General features: G+C 72.2%; 15 protein-coding genes, 1 tRNA gene and 2 pseudogenes. 15 read left to right on the forward strand and 3 right to left on the reverse strand.

The genetic code is table 11. From position 1 onward, the window contains the following. The 9 genes and pseudogenes from EAD96_RS31505 to EAD96_RS11705 all read left to right on the forward strand — a co-directional run. Positions 1–213 (forward strand): annotated as a pseudogene (locus EAD96_RS31505) (hypothetical protein); the annotation flags it as partial. A gap of 47 nt (positions 214–260) precedes the next feature. Continuing rightward, positions 261–331 (forward strand) — tRNA-Gln (locus EAD96_RS11670). Positions 332–404: 73 nt separating this feature from the next. Next, a pseudogene (gene glmU / locus EAD96_RS11675) lies at positions 405–1,928 on the forward strand (bifunctional UDP-N-acetylglucosamine diphosphorylase/glucosamine-1-phosphate N-acetyltransferase GlmU); the annotation flags it as partial. Between the two features lie 55 nt (positions 1,929–1,983). Next, positions 1,984–2,964 (forward strand): ribose-phosphate diphosphokinase, encoded by a 981-nt coding sequence (locus tag EAD96_RS11680; RefSeq protein ID WP_013283956.1) that lies wholly within the window; start codon positions 1,984–1,986, stop codon positions 2,962–2,964. A 286-nt stretch (positions 2,965–3,250) separates the two neighbouring features. Next, positions 3,251–3,946 carry a 50S ribosomal protein L25/general stress protein Ctc gene (locus EAD96_RS11685; RefSeq protein ID WP_120571717.1) on the forward strand — a complete coding sequence of 232 codons (696 nt, stop codon included), beginning with the start codon at positions 3,251–3,253 and terminating at the stop codon, positions 3,944–3,946. A gap of 97 nt (positions 3,947–4,043) precedes the next feature. Further along, positions 4,044–4,634: an aminoacyl-tRNA hydrolase gene (gene pth, locus EAD96_RS11690; protein ID WP_121684277.1), complete on the forward strand. Its 591-nt coding sequence runs from the start codon at positions 4,044–4,046 to the stop codon at positions 4,632–4,634. Positions 4,635–4,699: 65 nt separating this feature from the next. Continuing rightward, complete coding sequence (locus tag EAD96_RS11695; RefSeq protein WP_120571716.1) at positions 4,700–5,533, forward strand: inositol monophosphatase family protein; 834 nt, start codon at positions 4,700–4,702, stop codon at positions 5,531–5,533. 79 nt (positions 5,534–5,612) lie between these two features. Continuing rightward, entirely contained in the window at positions 5,613–6,524 is a 912-nt protein-coding gene (gene cysD, locus EAD96_RS11700) for a sulfate adenylyltransferase subunit CysD (RefSeq protein WP_120571715.1), read from the forward strand. Then, the gene (locus EAD96_RS11705) at positions 6,524–7,825 is read left to right on the forward strand and encodes a sulfate adenylyltransferase subunit 1 (protein ID WP_120571714.1); all 1,302 of its coding nucleotides are present in this window, start codon (positions 6,524–6,526) and stop codon (positions 7,823–7,825) included. Before cysD ends, EAD96_RS11705 begins: the two co-directional genes overlap by 1 nt. Before the next feature lie 48 nt (positions 7,826–7,873). On the opposite strand, the gene galK is transcribed toward EAD96_RS11705, so the two are convergent. Continuing rightward, on the reverse strand, positions 7,874–9,028 hold the full coding sequence (gene galK, locus EAD96_RS11710) for a galactokinase (RefSeq protein ID WP_121684278.1): 1,155 nt from the start codon (positions 9,026–9,028) through the stop codon (positions 7,874–7,876). Next, entirely contained in the window at positions 9,025–10,011 is a 987-nt protein-coding gene (gene galE / locus EAD96_RS11715; protein ID WP_121684279.1) for a UDP-glucose 4-epimerase GalE, read from the reverse strand. The genes galK and galE overlap by 4 nt, the downstream gene beginning before the upstream one ends. Positions 10,012–10,188: 177 nt before the next feature. Between galE and EAD96_RS11720 the strand changes: the two genes are divergently transcribed. The 6 genes from EAD96_RS11720 to EAD96_RS11745 all read left to right on the forward strand — a co-directional run bounded on the left by EAD96_RS11720 (position 10,189) and on the right by EAD96_RS11745 (position 14,760). Continuing rightward, the gene (locus EAD96_RS11720; RefSeq protein WP_199733144.1) at positions 10,189–11,205 is read left to right on the forward strand and encodes a hemolysin family protein; all 1,017 of its coding nucleotides are present in this window, start codon (positions 10,189–10,191) and stop codon (positions 11,203–11,205) included. A gap of 33 nt (positions 11,206–11,238) precedes the next feature. Then, positions 11,239–12,264 (forward strand): tryptophan--tRNA ligase, encoded by a 1,026-nt coding sequence (gene trpS / locus EAD96_RS11725; protein ID WP_120571709.1) that lies wholly within the window; start codon positions 11,239–11,241, stop codon positions 12,262–12,264. Between the two features lie 34 nt (positions 12,265–12,298). Beyond that, complete coding sequence (locus EAD96_RS11730) at positions 12,299–12,874, forward strand: 2'-5' RNA ligase family protein (RefSeq protein WP_233585657.1); 576 nt, start codon at positions 12,299–12,301, stop codon at positions 12,872–12,874. Between the two features lie 56 nt (positions 12,875–12,930). Further along, the gene (locus tag EAD96_RS11735) at positions 12,931–13,872 is read left to right on the forward strand and encodes a YhjD/YihY/BrkB family envelope integrity protein (protein ID WP_120571707.1); all 942 of its coding nucleotides are present in this window, start codon (positions 12,931–12,933) and stop codon (positions 13,870–13,872) included. Further along, entirely contained in the window at positions 13,869–14,243 is a 375-nt protein-coding gene (locus EAD96_RS11740) for a GntR family transcriptional regulator (protein ID WP_120571706.1), read from the forward strand. Before EAD96_RS11735 ends, EAD96_RS11740 begins: the two co-directional genes overlap by 4 nt. A 73-nt stretch (positions 14,244–14,316) precedes the next feature. After that, positions 14,317–14,760 (forward strand): hypothetical protein, encoded by a 444-nt coding sequence (locus EAD96_RS11745; RefSeq protein ID WP_162959168.1) that lies wholly within the window; start codon positions 14,317–14,319, stop codon positions 14,758–14,760. A gap of 153 nt (positions 14,761–14,913) precedes the next feature. On the opposite strand, the gene EAD96_RS11750 is transcribed toward EAD96_RS11745, so the two are convergent. Further along, a complete protein-coding gene (locus EAD96_RS11750; RefSeq protein ID WP_121684281.1) occupies positions 14,914–16,548 on the reverse strand; it encodes a glycoside hydrolase family 13 protein in 1,635 nt (544 codons plus the stop codon). Positions 16,549–16,736: the final 188 nt, after the last annotated feature.

Raw genomic sequence — 16,736 nt, forward strand, 5'->3', positions numbered from 1 at the left:
GTGCGGTGGTGGGCGGCGCGGGTGGGCGTGCCGGCGGAGAGCTTCCAGCCCACCACGATCAAGAGGCATCGGCCGTTGACCAGGCGAAAAAACGTAGGTGTGGACTACCGCGGCTGCCTGACCGTGCACGTCGTGGGCGGGGTCCGGCTCTACTGGAGGATCGAGGGGATCATGAAAGGAATGAGCAATGAAGATCCACCTTGTGACCGGTAAGGTGTAGGCAGCCGGCGGGCGGATTACTATTTGCCCGTTTTCGACCATCCCGGGTCGTCTAATGGCAGGACGTCAGGTTTTGGTCCTGATTATAGGGGTTCGAATCCTCTCCCGGGAGCTTCCGCTGTTTGCCCTCCGTCGCGTGGTTAGCATGACCGCGAGACTGTCGCCGTCCCGACGGGAGCCACGTCGTGTCCCAGCCCCACCTCCGCACCGTTGTCGTGCTCGCCGCCGGTGAGGGCAAGCGGATGAAGTCGTCCCTGCCCAAGGTGCTGCACCCGCTGCTCGGCCGTACCCTGCTCGGTCACGTCCTCGCCGCGGCCGGCCCGCTGGGCGCGGACCGCACCGTGGTCGTGGTCGGCCACGGCGCCGACCAGGTCCGGGAGCACCTGACCGAGGTGGCCCCGGGTGCCACGCCGGTGCTCCAGGAGCGCCAGCTCGGCACCGGGCACGCGGTCCGCATCGCGCTGGACGCGGTGCCGGACGCCACCGGCACCGTCGTGGTGATCAACGGGGACGTGCCGCTGCTGCGGCCGGACACGGTCCAGGCGATCGTCGAGGCGCACGAGGACGCCGCCGCCGCGGCGACGGTGCTCGCCGCCGAGGTGCCCGACCCGACCGGCCTGGGCCGGATCGTGCGGGACGTGCAGGGGCGGCTGGAGCAGATCGTCGAGGAGCGCGACGCCACCCCGCAGCAGCGCGCGCTGCGGGAGATCAACGCGGGCATCTACGCGTTCGACGCGGCTCGACTGCGGGAGGCGCTGGGCAAGCTCTCCACCGACAACGACCAGGGCGAGGAGTACCTGACCGACGTCTTCGCGCTGCTGCGCGACGCCGGTGAGCCGGTGGCTGTGCACTGCGCCGCCGACCACGTGGAGACGCTCGGCTGCAACGACCGGGTCGAGCTGGCCGCGCTGCGCCGCCTGCTGCGGGACCGGGTGAACGAGGGCTGGATGCGGACCGGGGTCAGCATCCTCGACCCCCACACCACCTGGATCGACGTGACGGTGACCGTCGAGCGGGACGCGGTGATCGACCAGAACACCCAGCTCCAGGGCGCCACGACGGTCGGCGAGGGCGCGCTCGTCGGCCCGGACACCACGCTCGTGGACACGGCGGTGGGCGCGGGCGCGAGCATCGTGCGCAGCCACGCGCTCGGCGCCGAGGTGGGACCGCAGGCGAGCGTCGGCCCGTACGCGTACCTGCGGCCGGAGTCGCGGCTGGGCCGCAAGGCGAAGGTCGGCACGTTCGTGGAGACCAAGAAGGCGTCGATCGGTGACGGGTCGAAGGTGCCGCACCTGTCGTACGTGGGGGACGCGACGATCGGCGAGCACAGCAACATCGGCGCGGCGACCGTCTTCGTCAACTACGACGGGGTACGCAAGCACCACACCACCATCGGCAGTCACGCGCGTACCGGGGCGGACAACATGTTCGTGGCGCCGGTGCGGGTGGGCGACGGGGCGTACACCGCTGCGGGTTCGGTGATCACCGGGGACGTGCCGCCGGGTGCGATGGCGGTGGCGCGGGGTCAGCAGCGCAACGTGGAGGGCTGGGTGCTGCGCAAGCGGGCCGGCACGGACGCCGCGGAGGCGGCGCGGCGGGCCGGTGAGGGTGCGTCGGACACGGGCGGCGCCGCAAGCGAAGGTGACTGACTCCACGGCGGCCGCCGGGCCGTGGGTGGATCGCTGAACCGGGGGCATACTGCAACCGAACAGTCCCCGGCCCACCGCCGCCGGGTACCACCGACATACGGGAGCAGACGGGCCCATGGGCAGCATCGTCGCCGAAAACCGCAAGAGCCTGATGCTCTTCTCCGGGAGGGGTTTTCCGGAGCTGGCCAAGGAGATCGGTGAGGTGCTCGGCGTCGCGCCGACGCCGGCCGACGCGTACGACTTCGCCAACGGCGAGATCTTCGTACGGTACAAGGATTCGGTCCGTGGTTCGGACGCCTTCGTGGTGCAGTCCGTGACGCACGGCGTGAACACCTGGGTCATGGAGACCCTGATCATGGTCGACGCGCTGAAGCGCGGCTCGGCCAAGCGGATCACAGTGGTGCTGCCGTTCTACCCGTACTCGCGGCAGGACAAGAAGCACCGCGGCCGGGAGCCGATCTCGGCGCGGCTGATCGCCGACCTGCTGAAGACCGCCGGTGCGAACCGGATCCTGACCGTGGACCTGCACACCGCGCAGATCCAGGGTTTCTTCGACGGCCCGGTGGACCACCTGTTCGCGATGGACGTGCTGGCCGAGTACGTGGAGCACAAGTACGCGGGCCGGCCGATGACCGTGGTCGCGCCGGATTCGGGCCGGGTACGCGTGGCCGAGCGCTGGACCGACCGGCTGGGCGGCTGTCCGCTGGCGTTCATCCACAAGACCCGCGATCCGCTCAAGCCGAACCAGGTGGTGGCGAACCGGGTCGTCGGTGAGGTCGAGGGCCGGGTGTGCCTGATCGTGGACGACATGATCGACACCGGTGGCACGATCACCAAGGCGGCGGACATCCTCAAGGAGCAGGGCGCGGCGGAGATCGTGGTCGCCTCGACCCACGCGCTGCTGTCCGACCCGGCGACGGAGCGGCTGAAGAACAGCCCGATCAGCGAGGTCGTGGTGACGAACACGCTGCCGCTGCCGTCGGAGAAGCAGCTGGACAAGCTGACCGTGCTGTCGATCGCCCCGCTGCTGGCCCGGGCGATCCGGGAGGTCTTCGACGACGGGTCGGTGACCACCCTGTTCGGTGGCCTGAGCTGAGCGCGCCGGTCCGGTCGCCGGGGTGTCTCCGGCGACCGGGCCGATGCCCTGCGCAAGCGGCCGGGCGGTGATATGGGGGACTGCCGGAGAGCCGGGAATTCCCTCGGGTAGACTGGTGCGGTTGCCACGGCGAGGGTGCCCGGCGGGCTGCTGACAAGCACCGCACGGAGGCGCCGTCATCGACGCGGTGCTCCGGGCGGTCGTTCATGACCCTAGCCCCAGCGAGCCCCTCGCCCCAGCACCGCCAGACGACAAGCCGCCGCAGCGAAGCATCAGGAGTTTCCCCGTGTCCGAGGTAAAGATCAGCGCCGAGCCCCGTACCGAGTTCGGCAAGGGTGGTGCCCGTCGTACCCGCCGGGCCGGCAAGGTGCCCGCCGTGCTGTACGGCCACGGCGAGAAGCCCAAGCACATCGCGCTTCCGGCGCGGGAGTTCGCCGCCGCGATCCGTAAGGGCGGCGCGAACCAGCTCTTCGCGATCGAGGTCAGCGACGGCACCCAGGTGCTGGCGCTGCCGAAGGCGATCCAGCGTGACCCGATCAAGGACACCTTCGAGCACGTGGACCTGCTGCTGGTCCGCCGGGGCGAGAAGGTCACCGTCGAGGTCCCGGTCCAGCTGACCGGTGAGGCCGCGAAGGACACCCTGATCGTGCACGACCACGACACGCTGTCGGTGACCGCCGACGCGACCAAGGTGCCGGACCACCTGGAGGCGTCGATCGAGGGCGCCGAGCCGGGCACCACGATCACCGCCGCCGACGTCGAGCTGCCGTCCGGCGTCGAGCTGGCCACCGACGAGGAGACCGCTGTCGCCTCGGTGACCGCCGCTCCGACCGCCGAGCAGCTCGAGGCCACCCTCCCCGAGGTCGAGGAGGCCACCGAGGAGGCCGAGGCCGAGGTCGGCGAGGAGACCGCCGAGGGTGCCGAGGGCGCTCCGGCCGCCGAGGGCGAGGAGGCCCCGGCCGAGGCGAAGACCGAGGCCTGACCGGTCCGCAAGGCTGTGCGACAGGCGTCCCCGGTTCCCGGGGGCGCCTGTCGGCGTATCGGGACTGGTCGGGCGAGCGAGCGGGAAGGGGCGTCGGGTGACGGACGAGGCGGGGCCGTGGCTGGTGGTCGGCCTGGGCAACCCCGGCCGGGAGTACGCGAACAACCGGCACAACGTCGGGTTCATGGTGGCGGACCTGCTGGCGGCCCGGGTGGGCGCGAAGTTCGGGCGGCACAAGCGCGCGATGGCCGAGGCCGCCGAGGGGCGGCTGGGGTTCGGCGGTCCGAAGCTGGTGCTGCTGAAGCCGTTGACGTACATGAACCTCTCCGGTGGTCCGGTGGCCGGGCTGGCGCAGTTCCACAAGATCCCGCCGGCGCAGGTGATCGCGGTGCACGACGAGCTGGACATCCCGTACGGGCAGGTGCGGGTGAAGTGCGGCGGCGGCGAGGGCGGGCACAACGGCCTGCGGTCGATGTCGAAGTCGCTCGGCACCAAGGAGTACGTGCGGGTGCGGTTCGGCATCGGCCGGCCGCCGGGCCGGCAGGACCCGGCCGACTACGTACTCTCGGATTTCTCCTCGGCGGAGCGCAAGGAGCTGGAGTTCCTGGTGGACCGCGCGGCGGACGTGGTGGAGTCCGTGGTTCTCAAGGGCGTGGAGCCGACGCAGAACCTGTACCACGGGGGTTGACCGGCGGGGCGGAGCGCGGCCGGTAGCCTCGGGCGGCGGGAGCGAAGGCGGGTGACGGGAGCATCATGGGCAGTCCTCCGATGATCGACGGCGGGTTCGCCCGGTGGCTGGCGTCCCGGGCCGGTCAGGCGCTGACGGCCCTGCGCGCGGAGATGGGCTTCGCCGACGCGGGCGCGCTCCGGTCGGCCGGTGACAAGGTCTCGCACGACCTGATCCGCACCGAGCTGGCGAAGTGGCGGCCGGCGGACGCGGTGCTGTCGGAGGAGGACGAGGGTTCGCGGCTGGCCTGGACGGCGGAGGTGACCGACGAGGCGCTGCCGCGTCTGACCGCGGACCGGGTCTGGATCGTCGACCCGCTGGACGGCACCCGGGAGTACGCGGAGGAGGGGCGCGCGGACTGGGCGGTGCACGTGGCGCTCTGGTCGCGCAACGCGTCGACGCCGCACGGTCTGGTGGCGGGCGCGGTGGCCCTGCCGGCCCAGCACCGGGTGCTCGGCACGGACCACCCGCCGGCGTACCCGCCGATGACTGTGGAGGCGGCCATCGGGGGCGGCGCGCGGGTCATCCGGTTGGCGGCCAGCCGTAGCCGTCCGCCGGTTTTCCTGACCGACCTGGCAGAGGACGTCGGCGCTCATCTGGTTCCGATGGGCTCGGCGGGCGCGAAGATCGCCGCCGTGGTGACCGGTGAGGTCGACGCGTACATCCACGCGGGCGGTCAGTACGAGTGGGATTCGGCCGCTCCGGTCGCTGTGGCGACGGCCACCGGTCTGCATGCTTCCCGGATCGACGGTTCTGCGCTGAAATACAACGGGGCCGACCCGCGCCTACCGGATCTGCTGGTCTGCCGCAAGGATCTCGCGAGTCGGTTGCTTGCAGCGTTGCAGCGGCATTCCGGGTAACCTGAGCGTTCTTCTTCACGAGTCCGACCTGAAAGGTCTGGAATCCGATGTACGGATCCGTGCGAATCGAGTTCGTGTCATGACGTCCCCCGCCGCGTACCAGGTGTCGCACCTCGACGCGCTCGAGGCGGAGAGCATCTTCGTGATGCGCGAGGTCGTCGCCGAGATGGAACGGCCGGTGCTGCTGTTCTCCGGCGGCAAGGACTCGATCGTGATGCTCCGGTTGGCCCAGAAGGCGTTCGCGCCGGCCAACATCCCCTTCCCGGTGATGCACGTGGACACCGGGCACAACTTCCCCGAGGTGCTCGACTACCGCGACCGGCGGGTGGCCGAGCTGGGCCTGCAGCTCATCGTGGCGAGCGTGCCGGAGGCGCTGAACAAGGGCCTGGTCCGCGAGTCCGCCGACGGCATGCGCAACCGGATCCAGACGCCGGTGCTGCTGGAGGCGGTGGAGAAGCACCGCTTCGACGCGTTGTTCGGCGGCGCCCGGCGCGACGAGGAGAAGGCGCGGGCCAAGGAGCGGGTGTTCAGCTTCCGCGACGAGTTCGGCCAGTGGGATCCGAAGAACCAGCGTCCGGAGCTGTGGGCGCTCTACAACGGCCGGCACCACCCGGGCGAGTCGATCCGGGTGTTCCCGCTGTCGAACTGGACCGAGCTGGACGTCTGGCACTACATCGCGCGGGAGCAGATCCCGCTGCCGTCGATCTACTACGCGCACGAGCGCGAGGTGATCGAGCGCGACGGGATGCTCTACGCGGTCAACGAGTTCTTCCGGGCCCGCGCCGGTGAGCAGCCGTTCAAGGCCCAGGTGCGGTACCGGACCGTGGGTGACGCCTCCTGCACCGCGGCGGTCAGCTCGGACGCCGACACGGTGGAGAAGGTGATCGAGGAGGTGGCCGCCACGCGGATCACCGAGCGCGGCGCGACCCGCGGTGACGACCGGGTCAGCGAGGCCGCCATGGAGGACCGCAAGCGAGAGGGCTACTTCTGATGAGCGTCGAGACCCTGGCCCCGGCTGAGAGCGAGACCGCCCGGCCGATGGACCTGCTGCGGTTCGCCACCGCGGGCAGCGTCGACGACGGCAAGTCGACGCTGATCGGCCGTCTGCTCTACGACACCAAGTCGCTGTTCAGCGACCAGCTCGCCGCCGTCGAGGCGGTCAGCGCCGCCCGGGGCGACGAGTACACCAACCTGGCGCTGCTCACCGACGGCCTGCGCGCCGAGCGGGAGCAGGGCATCACCATCGACGTGGCGTACCGCTACTTCGCCACGCCGCGGCGGAAGTTCATCATCGCCGACACCCCGGGGCACATCCAGTACACCCGGAACATGGTCACCGGCGCCTCCACCGCCGACCTGGCGCTGATCCTGGTGGACGCGCGCAAGGGCCTGGTGGAGCAGTCCCGCCGGCACGCGTTCCTCTGCTCGCTGCTGCGGGTGCCGCACCTGGTCCTGTGCGTGAACAAGATGGATCTGGTGGACTGGTCGCAGGAGGTCTACGAGCGGATCGCGGACGAGTTCACCGCGTTCGCCGCGAAGCTCGACGTACCGGACCTGACTGTGGTGCCGGTCTCCGCGCTGCAGGGCGACAACATCGTCACCCGCTCGGAGAACATGCCCTGGTACGAGGGCCCGTCGCTGCTGCACCACCTGGAGCGGGTGCACATCGCCTCGGACCGCAACCTGGTCGACGTGCGGTTCCCGGTGCAGTACGTGATCCGGCCGCAGTCCACCACCGTCACCGACTACCGGGGTTACGCCGGTCAGGTGGCCTCGGGCGTGCTCAAGCCGGGCGACGAGGTGATGGTGCTGCCGTCCGGCTTCACCAGCCGGATCGCGGCGGTGGAGACGGCCGACGGCCCGGTGGACGAGGCGTTCCCGCCGATGTCGGTGACGGTCCGGCTGACCGACGAGCTGGACATCTCCCGCGGCGACATGATCTGCCGGCCGAACAACGCCCCGATGGCCGTGCAGGACATCGAGGCGATGGTCTGCTGGATGGACGAGACCCGGCCGTTGCAGGTCGGCGGCAAGTACGCGATCAAGCACACGACCCGTTCGGCGCGGGCGATCGTGCGCGGGCTGCACTACCGGCTGGACATCAACTCGCTGCACCGCGACGAGACGGCCGCCGAGCTGAAGCTCAACGAGATCGGCCGGGTCCGGCTGCGGACCACTGTTCCGCTGCTGGCCGACGAGTACCGCCGTAACCGGACCACCGGCGGCTTCGTGATCATCGACGAGTCGACGAACCGTACGGTCGGCGCCGGCATGATCGTCGAGGCCGGCTGACGCACGTGACGAGAAGGCCCCCGGCGCTGCGCCGGGGGCCTTTCGCGTTCAGTCCAGGCGGGTGACGCCGCCGGCCGGCAGGACGGTGAGCGTGCCGGGGGCGGTGAAGCCGTTCCGGGCGTACGCGTCGGTGACGGCGGCGGCCACCGCGTCGGCGGAGCCGGCGTCGACCAGGGCGAGCACGCAGCCGCCGAAGCCGCCGCCGGTCATCCGCGCGCCGTACGCCCCGGCGGACAGCGCCGCCTCGACCGCGGTGTCGATCTCCGGCACGGTGATCTCGAAGTCGTCGCGCATGGAGGCGTGCGAGGCGGTCAGCAGCGGACCGGTGTCGCGGACCCGGCCGGCGCGCAGCAGCGCGACGGTGTCGAGGACCCGCTGGTTCTCGGTCACCACGTGCCGCACCCGGCGGCGGGTCTCGTCGTCGTCGAGGCGGGCCAGCGCGGCGTCGAGCCCGGCCACCGTCACGTCGCGCAGCGCGGTCACGCCGAGTGTCGCGGCGGCCCGCTCGCAGCTCTCGCGGCGGGCCGCGTACTCGCCGTCCGCGTGCCGGTGCGGCGCCCGGCTGTCGATCACCAGCACGGCCAGCCCGGCGCCGTCCAGGTCGAACGGGATCTGCTCGATCTCCTCGGTGCGGCAGTCGAGGAACAGCGCGTGCCCGGCCCGGCCGCGGATCACCGCGGACTGGTCCATGATCCCGGTGGGCGCGCCGACGTAGTCGTTCTCGGCCCGCTGGGCGAGCCGCGGCCACCGCCCGGCGGGCAGGTCGAGCCCGCCGAGGTCGACCAGGGCGGCCAGCACGGCCGACTCGATCGCCGCCGACGAGGAGAGCCCGGAGCCGACCGGCACGTCGGAGGCGACGGCGAGCCGCGCGCCCGGCACGTCGTGGCCGTCGGCGCGCAGCGCCCACACCACCCCGGCCACGTAGGCGGCCCAGCCGTCGACCCGGCCGGGCTCGTCGGCCTCCGCCGGGCCGAACTCGACCGGCTCGTCGTCCAGCTCCGACCAGACCGTCCAGCGTCCGTCGGGGGTGGGCGCGGCGGCGACCACGGTACGCAGCGGCAGCGCGAAGGGCAGCACGAAGCCGTCGTTGTAGTCGGTGTGCTCGCCGATCAGGTTGACCCGTCCGGGAGCCGCCCAGCGGCCCGCCGGCTCGGTGCCGTACCGCTGCCGGAAGCCGGCCGTGGCGCGGTCGGCGACGTTCATGAGGGCTGGCCCGTGACGTGTTCCCGGTAGAACGCCCAGGCGTCGCCGACCATGTCGTGCAGGGTCGGCTTGGCCGGCGTCCAGCCCAGCTCGTCGCGGGCCAGCGCGGAGGACGCGACCAGTTCGGCCGGGTCGCCCTCGCGGCGGGGGGCCACCTCGACCGGCACCGGGTGCCCGGTGACCTCGCGGACCACGTCGACCACCTGGCGGTTGGTGAAGCCGTTGCCGTTGCCGAGGTTGTAGATCCGGTGCCGGCCCGGGGTGGCCGCGTCCAGCGCGAGCAGGTGGGCGCGGGCCAGGTCCTCGACGTGGATGTAGTCGCGTACGCAGGTGCCGTCGACTGTGGGGTAGTCGTCGCCGAAGAGCTGGAGCTTCTCCCGCCGCCCGGCGGCCACGTCGAGCGCGATCGGGATGAGGTGGGTCTCCGGGTCGTGCCGCTCGCCGATGGCCAGCCCGTCGCGCAGGTACGCCCCGGCGACGTTGAAGTAGCGCAGCGAGACGGCGGCCAGGTCGTGTGCGATCGCCTCGGAGGTGAGCGCCATGTCGACGGCCAGCTTGGTGGCGCCGTAGGTGCTGGTGGGGGCCTTGACGGCGGTTTCCGGGATGGGCAGCTCGGTGGGGTTGCCGTAGACGGCGGCGGTGGAGGAGAAGACCATCCGCGGCACCCGGGCGGCGCGGACCGCGTCGATGAGCGCGATCGAGCCGACCGTGTTGGTGTGCCAGTACAGCTCGGGGCGGATCATCGACTCGCCGGCGGCGATCAGGGCGGCGAAGTGCAGCACGCCGTCGAACCCGGCGTCGGGGGTGAGCACCCGGGCGGCCTCGTGCACGGGCAGCTCGACGTGGGTGGCGTCGGGGGCGAGGGCCTCCCGGTGACCGGTGCGCAGGTCGTCCAGCACGGTCACCTGGTGGCCGTGGTCGAGCAGCATCCGGGTCACCACGCTGCCGATGTAGCCGGCGCCGCCGGTGACGAGCAGTTTCACGTCGGTCCTCCTGCCTGGGCCGCGTCCCGCGGCGGCCGTCCCGTGATCACCCTACGGCCGGGGGCTGTGTCACGGCTGTCGAGTTGAGCCTGCCTCTATTCCATCATAATCCTTCACGATTGAACAGATTCGCACATCGGGCCGAGCGTGCGGTGGCCGCTGTCTACCATCCTTCTCATGCGGGAGGGTGGTGGTCCCGGGCCCCGGCGGAAACCGTCGGGGCGGCCCCGACGCGAACCCGGCCCGCTGGCCCGCACCGTGGCCCGTCTCGTGGTGCGCGGCGCCGACGGCGCCACCCGCCTCGTCACCGCCCTGCTCGGGGCCAGCCCCACCGCCGGCCGGGAACGGATCAGCGAGGCCGAACTGCGGGACCTGGTCGCGGCGAACACGCTGCTCGACCCGGACGAACGGCGGATCATCGACGAGGTGCTGGTCGCCGGCGCCCGGCTCGTCCGCGAGGTGATGGTGCCCCGCACCGAGGTGGTCTTCCTCAGCGCGGCGCTCCCGCTGGCGCAGGCCCAGCGGCTGGTCCGGGCCGACCCGCACACCCGCTACCCGGTGGTCGACGGCACCCACGACGACGTGGTCGGCATGGTGCACCTGCGGGACGTGCTGCTGCGCCCGGAATCGGACCGGCCGCTGCTGGTCGGCGACCTGATCCGGGAGGTCAAGCGCCTGCCGGACAGCAAACGCGTGCTGGCGGCGCTCACCGAGATGCGCCGGGAGGGTCACCACCTGGCCGTCGTCGTCGACGAGTACGGCGGCACCGCCGGCATCGTCACCTGCGAGGACCTGGTCGAGGAACTGGTCGGGGAGATCCGGGACGACGAGCACGGCCCCCTCGAACCGGAACCCGCCGGCCTGCCCGCCGTCGTCGACGGCCGGCTCAACCTGACCGACTTCGCCGAGCGCACCGGCGTGCCGCTGCCCGCCGGGCCGTACGAGACGGTGGGCGGGTTCGTGATGGCCGCCCTGGGCCGGCTGCCGGTGGCCGGCGACGAGGTGCCGGTGGCCGTCGATCCGGCCGACGGATCGGTGCCCGCCGATCCGGCCGGCTGGCTGCTGCGGGTGCTCACACTCGACGGCCGGCGGGTGTCCCGCCTGGCGGTCTCCGCCGCACGGCTGCCCGAGCCCCGACGTGAGGTGAACGGTCCGCTTCCGCCCGTACCCGCCCGATCCACCGGCCCGTCATGACGGACGCCGGGGCTTGCTGACAGAATTGCCGCCATGTCCGACGTACCCGCCCGCCCGCGCGTCTTCTCCGGCATCCAGCCGACGGCCGACTCGTTCCACCTCGGCAACTACCTGGGCGCGCTGCGGCACTGGGTGGCGTTGCAGGACAGCCACGACGCCTACTACTGCGTCGTCGACCTGCACGCGATCACCGCAGGGCACGACCCGTTGGTGCTCAAGCGCCGCAGCCGGGTCGCCGCCGCGCAGCTGTTCGCGCTCGGCCTGGACCCGGAGCGCAGCACGCTGTTCGTGCAGTCGCAGGTGCCCGAGCACTCGCAACTGGCCTGGGTGCTCGGCTGCATCACCGGCTTCGGCGAGGCCGGCCGGATGACCCAGTTCAAGGACAAGTCGCAGAAGCAGGGCAGCGAGCGGGCCAGCGTCGGCCTGTTCACGTACCCGATCCTCCAGGCCGCCGACATCCTGCTCTACCAGGCGAACGCGGTGCCGGTCGGCGAGGACCAGCGGCAGCACCTGGAGCTCTCCCGCGACCTGGCGCAGCGGTTCAACTCGCTGTTCGGCCGCACCTTCACCGTGCCCTCCCCGCACATCGTGAAGGACACCGCGAAGATCACCGACCTCCAGGATCCGACGGCCAAGATGTCGAAGTCGTCGTCCTCCCCGGCCGGCATCATCGACCTGCTGGAGGACCCGGCCCGCTCGGCCAAGAAGATCCGCTCGGCGGTCACCGACACCGGCCGCGAGATCGTCTTCGACGCCGAGGGCAAGCCGGGCATCACCAACCTGCTCACGATCTACTCCGCGCTCTCCGGCCGGAGCATCGACGACCTGGTCGCCGCGTACGACGGCAAGGGCTACGGCGACCTGAAGAAGGACCTCGCCGAGGTGGTGCGGGAGTTCGTCACGCCGATCCAGGAACGCACGAACGCCTACCTGAACGACCCGGCGCAGCTCGACAAGCTGCTCGTGCGGGGCGCGGAGAAGGCCCGGGTGGTGGCCGCCGGGACGCTGCGGGACGCGTACGAGCGGGTCGGCTTCTTCCCGCCGGTGCGGTTCGAGTAACGGCCCGGACGGGCGGGAACGGGTGACGCAGCCGGTGGCCGGAGGGGTGGCGCGCGACGTGGCGGGCAGTGACACGGCGCCGGGCGGCGCGGACACGATCCAGATCGGGATCGCGGTCGACGTCCCCGAGCCCTGGGGCGGGATGCTCACCCGCCGCCGGGTCGAGGCCGGCGACCCGCTCGCCGTCCCCGCGCACGTCACCCTCCTCGGGCCCACCGAGATCCCGGTACGCGCGCTGCCCGCCGTCGAGGACCACCTGGCCCGGGTCGCCGCCGCGCACCTGCCGTTCACGCTGCACCTGCGCGGCACCGGCACGTTCCGCCCGGTCACCCAGGTGGTGTTCGTGGCGGTGGCGGCCGGGATCAGCGAGTGCGAACTGCTGGCCGCCGCGATCAACTCGGCCCCCGAGCTGCGGCGCGAGCTGCGCTTCCCGTACCACCCGCACGTCACGGTGGCGCAGGACGTGCCGCCCGAGGTGCTCGACAAGGCGTACGAGGATCTGGCCGACTTCTCCGCGTTGTTCCAGGTGGACGCGTTCACGCTGTTCTCGCACAGCGGGGCGACCCGGTGGCAGCCCCGCCGCGACTTCCGGCTCGGCGGCCGGAGCTGAACATCCGACCGGCCGGGGCCCCTCCGCCACGGGCGGAGATCGGCGAGGATGACGGGGTGAACGTCTTCGGCCGGATCGAGGCGGCGGTGGGGCGCCGCATCGACGCGGCCCGGAGCCGCTCGTCGGTCTTCGACCACGTCTGGCGGGCCGGGACGCTCTACGCCGACCTGCTCGCCGGGCGGCTCGCCGCCGCCATCGCGTACTACGGCTTCTTCGCCGTGTTCGCGCTCGCGCTCGTCGCGTACTGGATCTTCGGCGCGGTGCTGCGGGACAACGAGGAGGTCAGCCGCGGCGCGGCGCACTTCCTGGAGGAGAACCTGCCCTTCCTCGACCCGGCGCAGATCGCCGAGAGCAGCGGCACTGTCGGCGTGGTCGGCCTGGTCATCCTGGTCTTCACCGGCATCGGCTGGGTGGAGGCGATCCGGTCCTCGCAGCGGCTGATGTACGGCTTCAACCAGCAGCCCGGCAACCTGGTGGTGCGACGACTGGTCGACCTGGGCGTGCTGGTCGCCGTCTTCGTGCTGCTGTTCGTCTCGGTCGCCGCCGTGGACGCGCTGGAGTCGCTGCTGCGCTTCCTGCTGCGCAGCACCGGCTCGGTGGGCCTGACCACCGTCAGCGCGGTGCTGAGCGTGCTCGTCAACGCCGTGCTCGCCGCCGCGCTGCTGCTGGCGGTGCCCCGGCTGCGGATGAGCCGGCGCCGGCTGCGCCCGGCGATCCTGACCATCGCCGTCGGGATCACCCTGCTCAACACCGTGGGGCGCTACTACGTGGTACGCACCGAGCGGAACCCCGCGTACACGGTGGTCGCCACCGCCGTGGGCCTGCTGCTCTACCTCTACCTGCTCAACCAGCTCGTCCTCTTCGGCGCCGCGCTGGCCGCCACCAGCCGGTACGGCCGGGTGGTGGACCTGGCCGAGGGCGGGGCCCGGGAGGTGGACGTGGAGGCGGACGTGCTCGACGAGGAGACCGAACCGGGCACACCGGGGGGAGCGGGGTGAGCGCGCGGATCCGGATCGACGCCGAGTCGGCGGTGCCGCCGTACGAGCAGGTGCGGGCGCAGTTCGCCGCGCGCATCGGCGACGGGCGGCTGCCGGTGGGCACCCGGCTTCCGGCGGTGCGGCAGCTCGCCGCCGACCTGGGGCTCGCGGTGAACACCGTGGCACGGGCGTACCGGGAGCTGGAGGGCGCCGGTCTGGTCGAGACGCGCGGCCGGCACGGCACGGTGGTCGCCCCCGGCCGGGACGACGCCACCGACCGGCTGCACCGGGCCGCCGCCGAGTACGCCGAGCAGGCGCGTCGCCTGGGCGTCCCGCCGGAGCGGGCCGTCGCCCTGGTCCGTGCGGCGCTGGACGCCGGTACGCGTGGCTGAGCGTGGTCCCCGAAGCGGGGAGAGTCCGATGTTTGCGTTCCCCGGGCCGATACGCGACGACCATGATGGGCCGGTGGGCGCACTCGTGACACTGGACCTGCCGGACGACTCCCCGATCCGGGGCCTGCCGTGGATCATCACGTTCGGCCCGCTCGGCGCCGAGGACGACTGGGAGCCGGTGGTCTGCGGCCCGTACGAGCGACCGCACGCGCTGGCGCTGGCCGAGGCGGTGGTGGCCGACGAGCAGTTGATGGCGGTGGTGGAGCCGCTGCTGCCGGCGCTCACGCCGGAGGAGATCCGCAGCGAGATCGCGGCCGCGCAGATCGCCGCCGAGGACGAGGCGGCGCAGGTCGACCAGGCGGACCTCTACGGCGACTTCGAGGACGTCATCGACGAGGAGCTGGAACTGGCCGCCGAACGCGAGCCGGAGCCCGAGCCGGCGAAGGCGCCCGACCGGGAGGAGATCCGGGCCGGGTTCGCCCGGATCGCCGCGCTGCTCACCGCCAAGGGCGGCTGAGGACGCGCGCGCTCCCCGATGGACGCCGGCCCCCCGGGAGCGCACTCCCGAGGGGCCGGGGCCACCTCACCCCCCACCACAAGGGGTCGGCAGCCCAGCCGCCCGTCGGCGCGGGGCACAACGGACGGCCAGGTCGTTGGCGGGTTACCCGGCTCAGCGCCGTTCGAACCACGCAGCCGCGTCCACCGGCAGGACGTACCCGTCGCCCCGCTCGGTGAGGCCGGCGCTGGCGACTAGCGGGCGGCCGTAGCCGCGCACCGTCACGTCGGCGCCGCTGATGTTCACCACGCAGGTCACCTCGGCGTCCCCGGCGCTGCGGCGGAACGCCAGAACACCGGGCTCGGTCTCCAGCCAGGTGATGCCGTCCAGGCCGGCCAGCGCCGGGTGCTCGTGCCGGATGCGCAGCGCGGTCCGGTACAGCTCCAGCGTCGAGCCGGGCACCCCGGTCTGGGCGGCCACCGACAGCGACCGCCAGGTCGCCGGCGCCGGCAGCCAGCTCAGCTCGCTGCCGCCCGGCCCGAAGCCGTACGGGGGCAGCTCGCCGCCCCACGGGATCGGCACGCGGCAGCCGTCCCGGCTCTCCCCGGTACGCCGGAACGCGGGGTCCTGACGCAGCTCGTCGGGGAGGTCCAGCACCTCCGGCAGACCCAGTTCCTCGCCCTGGTAGACGTAGGCGCAGCCGGGCAGCGCGAACATCAGCAGCGCGGCGGCGCGGGCGCGGCGCAGGCCGACCTCGCCGTCGCCGTACCGGGTGACATGCCGCTGCCGGTCGTGGTTGGAGAGCACCCAGGTGGTCGGCGCGCCCACGATCGTGGACTCGGCCAGCGCCGTGTCGATCACCTTGCGGAACGAGTCGGCCGACCAGGTGGCGTCGAGGAAGTCGAAGCTGAACGCCTGGTGCAGCTCGTCCGGGCCGATGTAGCGGGCCAGCCGCTGCGGCGTCTCGGCCCATGCCTCGGCGACGGCCATCCGGCCGCCCGGGTAGCTGTCCAGGATCGGCCGCCAGGCGCGGTAGATGTCGTGCACCTCGTCCTGGTCGAAGTACGGCAGCCGGCCCTTGCCCAGCAGCTCGGACTGGCGCTGGCCGGTGGTCATCGAGTTGAAGCCGACGTCCGGCAGGCCCTCGGCCTTGATCATCCCGTGCGCCACGTCGATCCGGAAGCCGTCCACGCCCCGGTCCAGCCAGAAGCGCAGCACGTCCTCGAACTCGGCCCGCACCTCCGGGTGGCGCCAGTTCAGGTCGGGCTGCGCCGGGTCGAACAGGTGCAGGTACCACTGGCCGTCGACCACGCGCGTCCACGCCGGGCCGCCGAAGATGCTCTCCCAGTCGTTCGGCGGCAGCTCACCCTGCTCGCCCTTGCCGTCGGCGAACAGGTAGCGCTCGCGCTCCGGAGAGCCCGGCCCGGCGGCGAGCGCGGCGGCGAACCACGGGTGCGCGCTGGAGGTGTGGTTCGGCACCATGTCGACGATGATCCGCAGGCCGAGCGCGTGCGCGTCGGTGATCATCTCGTCGAAGTCGGTCAGGTTGCCGAACAGCGGGTCGACGTCGCGGTAGTCGGCCACGTCGTAGCCGGCGTCGACCTGCGGCGAGGTGTAGAACGGCGTCAGCCAGAGCGCGTCCACGCCGAGATCGCGCAGGTAGGGCAGGCGCTGCCGGATGCCCTGGAGGTCACCCACGCCGTCGGAGTTCGCGTCGGCGAAGCTGCGGACGTACACCTGGTAGACGACAGCGGACCGCCACCAGTCGTCGCCGGCGGTGCGTGGGGTGGTGCTGGGGGCGGAGGTCATCGCTGTCGATCCCGTTCTGTGGCGGCTTCTGGTGCGGCGCAGGGTGTCTGAGCAGAATGCCGCCATTGCACTGCAAGAGTCAAGCATTCCTTGCGCAAGAAATGGCAGCCATCACCCGTCACCACCCCGAAACCCCCTCCCGAATCCCGAGACACCCAGTCCCTCCTGCCCGGACCGACCCGCCTGTC

Source organism: Micromonospora sp. BL1, assembly GCF_003667485.1.
Taxonomy (GTDB): Bacteria; Actinomycetota; Actinomycetes; order Mycobacteriales; family Micromonosporaceae; genus Micromonospora; species Micromonospora tulbaghiae.

What these genes read in the sequence shown, in the direction of transcription:
- EAD96_RS11720 (WP_199733144.1), top strand. Translation starts at nt 10,189, where the DNA reads ATGCGGGAGGGTGGTGGTCCCGGGCCCCGGCGGAAACCGTCGGGGCGG.
- cysD (WP_120571715.1), top strand. Translation starts at nt 5,613, where the DNA reads ATGACGTCCCCCGCCGCGTACCAGGTGTCGCACCTCGACGCGCTCGAG.
- EAD96_RS11750 (WP_121684281.1), bottom strand. Translation starts at nt 16,548, where the DNA reads ATGACCTCCGCCCCCAGCACCACCCCACGCACCGCCGGCGACGACTGG.
- EAD96_RS11695 (WP_120571716.1), top strand. Translation starts at nt 4,700, where the DNA reads ATGGGCAGTCCTCCGATGATCGACGGCGGGTTCGCCCGGTGGCTGGCG.
- galK (WP_121684278.1), bottom strand. Translation starts at nt 9,028, where the DNA reads ATGAACGTCGCCGACCGCGCCACGGCCGGCTTCCGGCAGCGGTACGGC.
- EAD96_RS11705 (WP_120571714.1), top strand. Translation starts at nt 6,524, where the DNA reads ATGAGCGTCGAGACCCTGGCCCCGGCTGAGAGCGAGACCGCCCGGCCG.
- EAD96_RS11680 (WP_013283956.1), top strand. Translation starts at nt 1,984, where the DNA reads ATGGGCAGCATCGTCGCCGAAAACCGCAAGAGCCTGATGCTCTTCTCC.
- trpS (WP_120571709.1), top strand. Translation starts at nt 11,239, where the DNA reads ATGTCCGACGTACCCGCCCGCCCGCGCGTCTTCTCCGGCATCCAGCCG.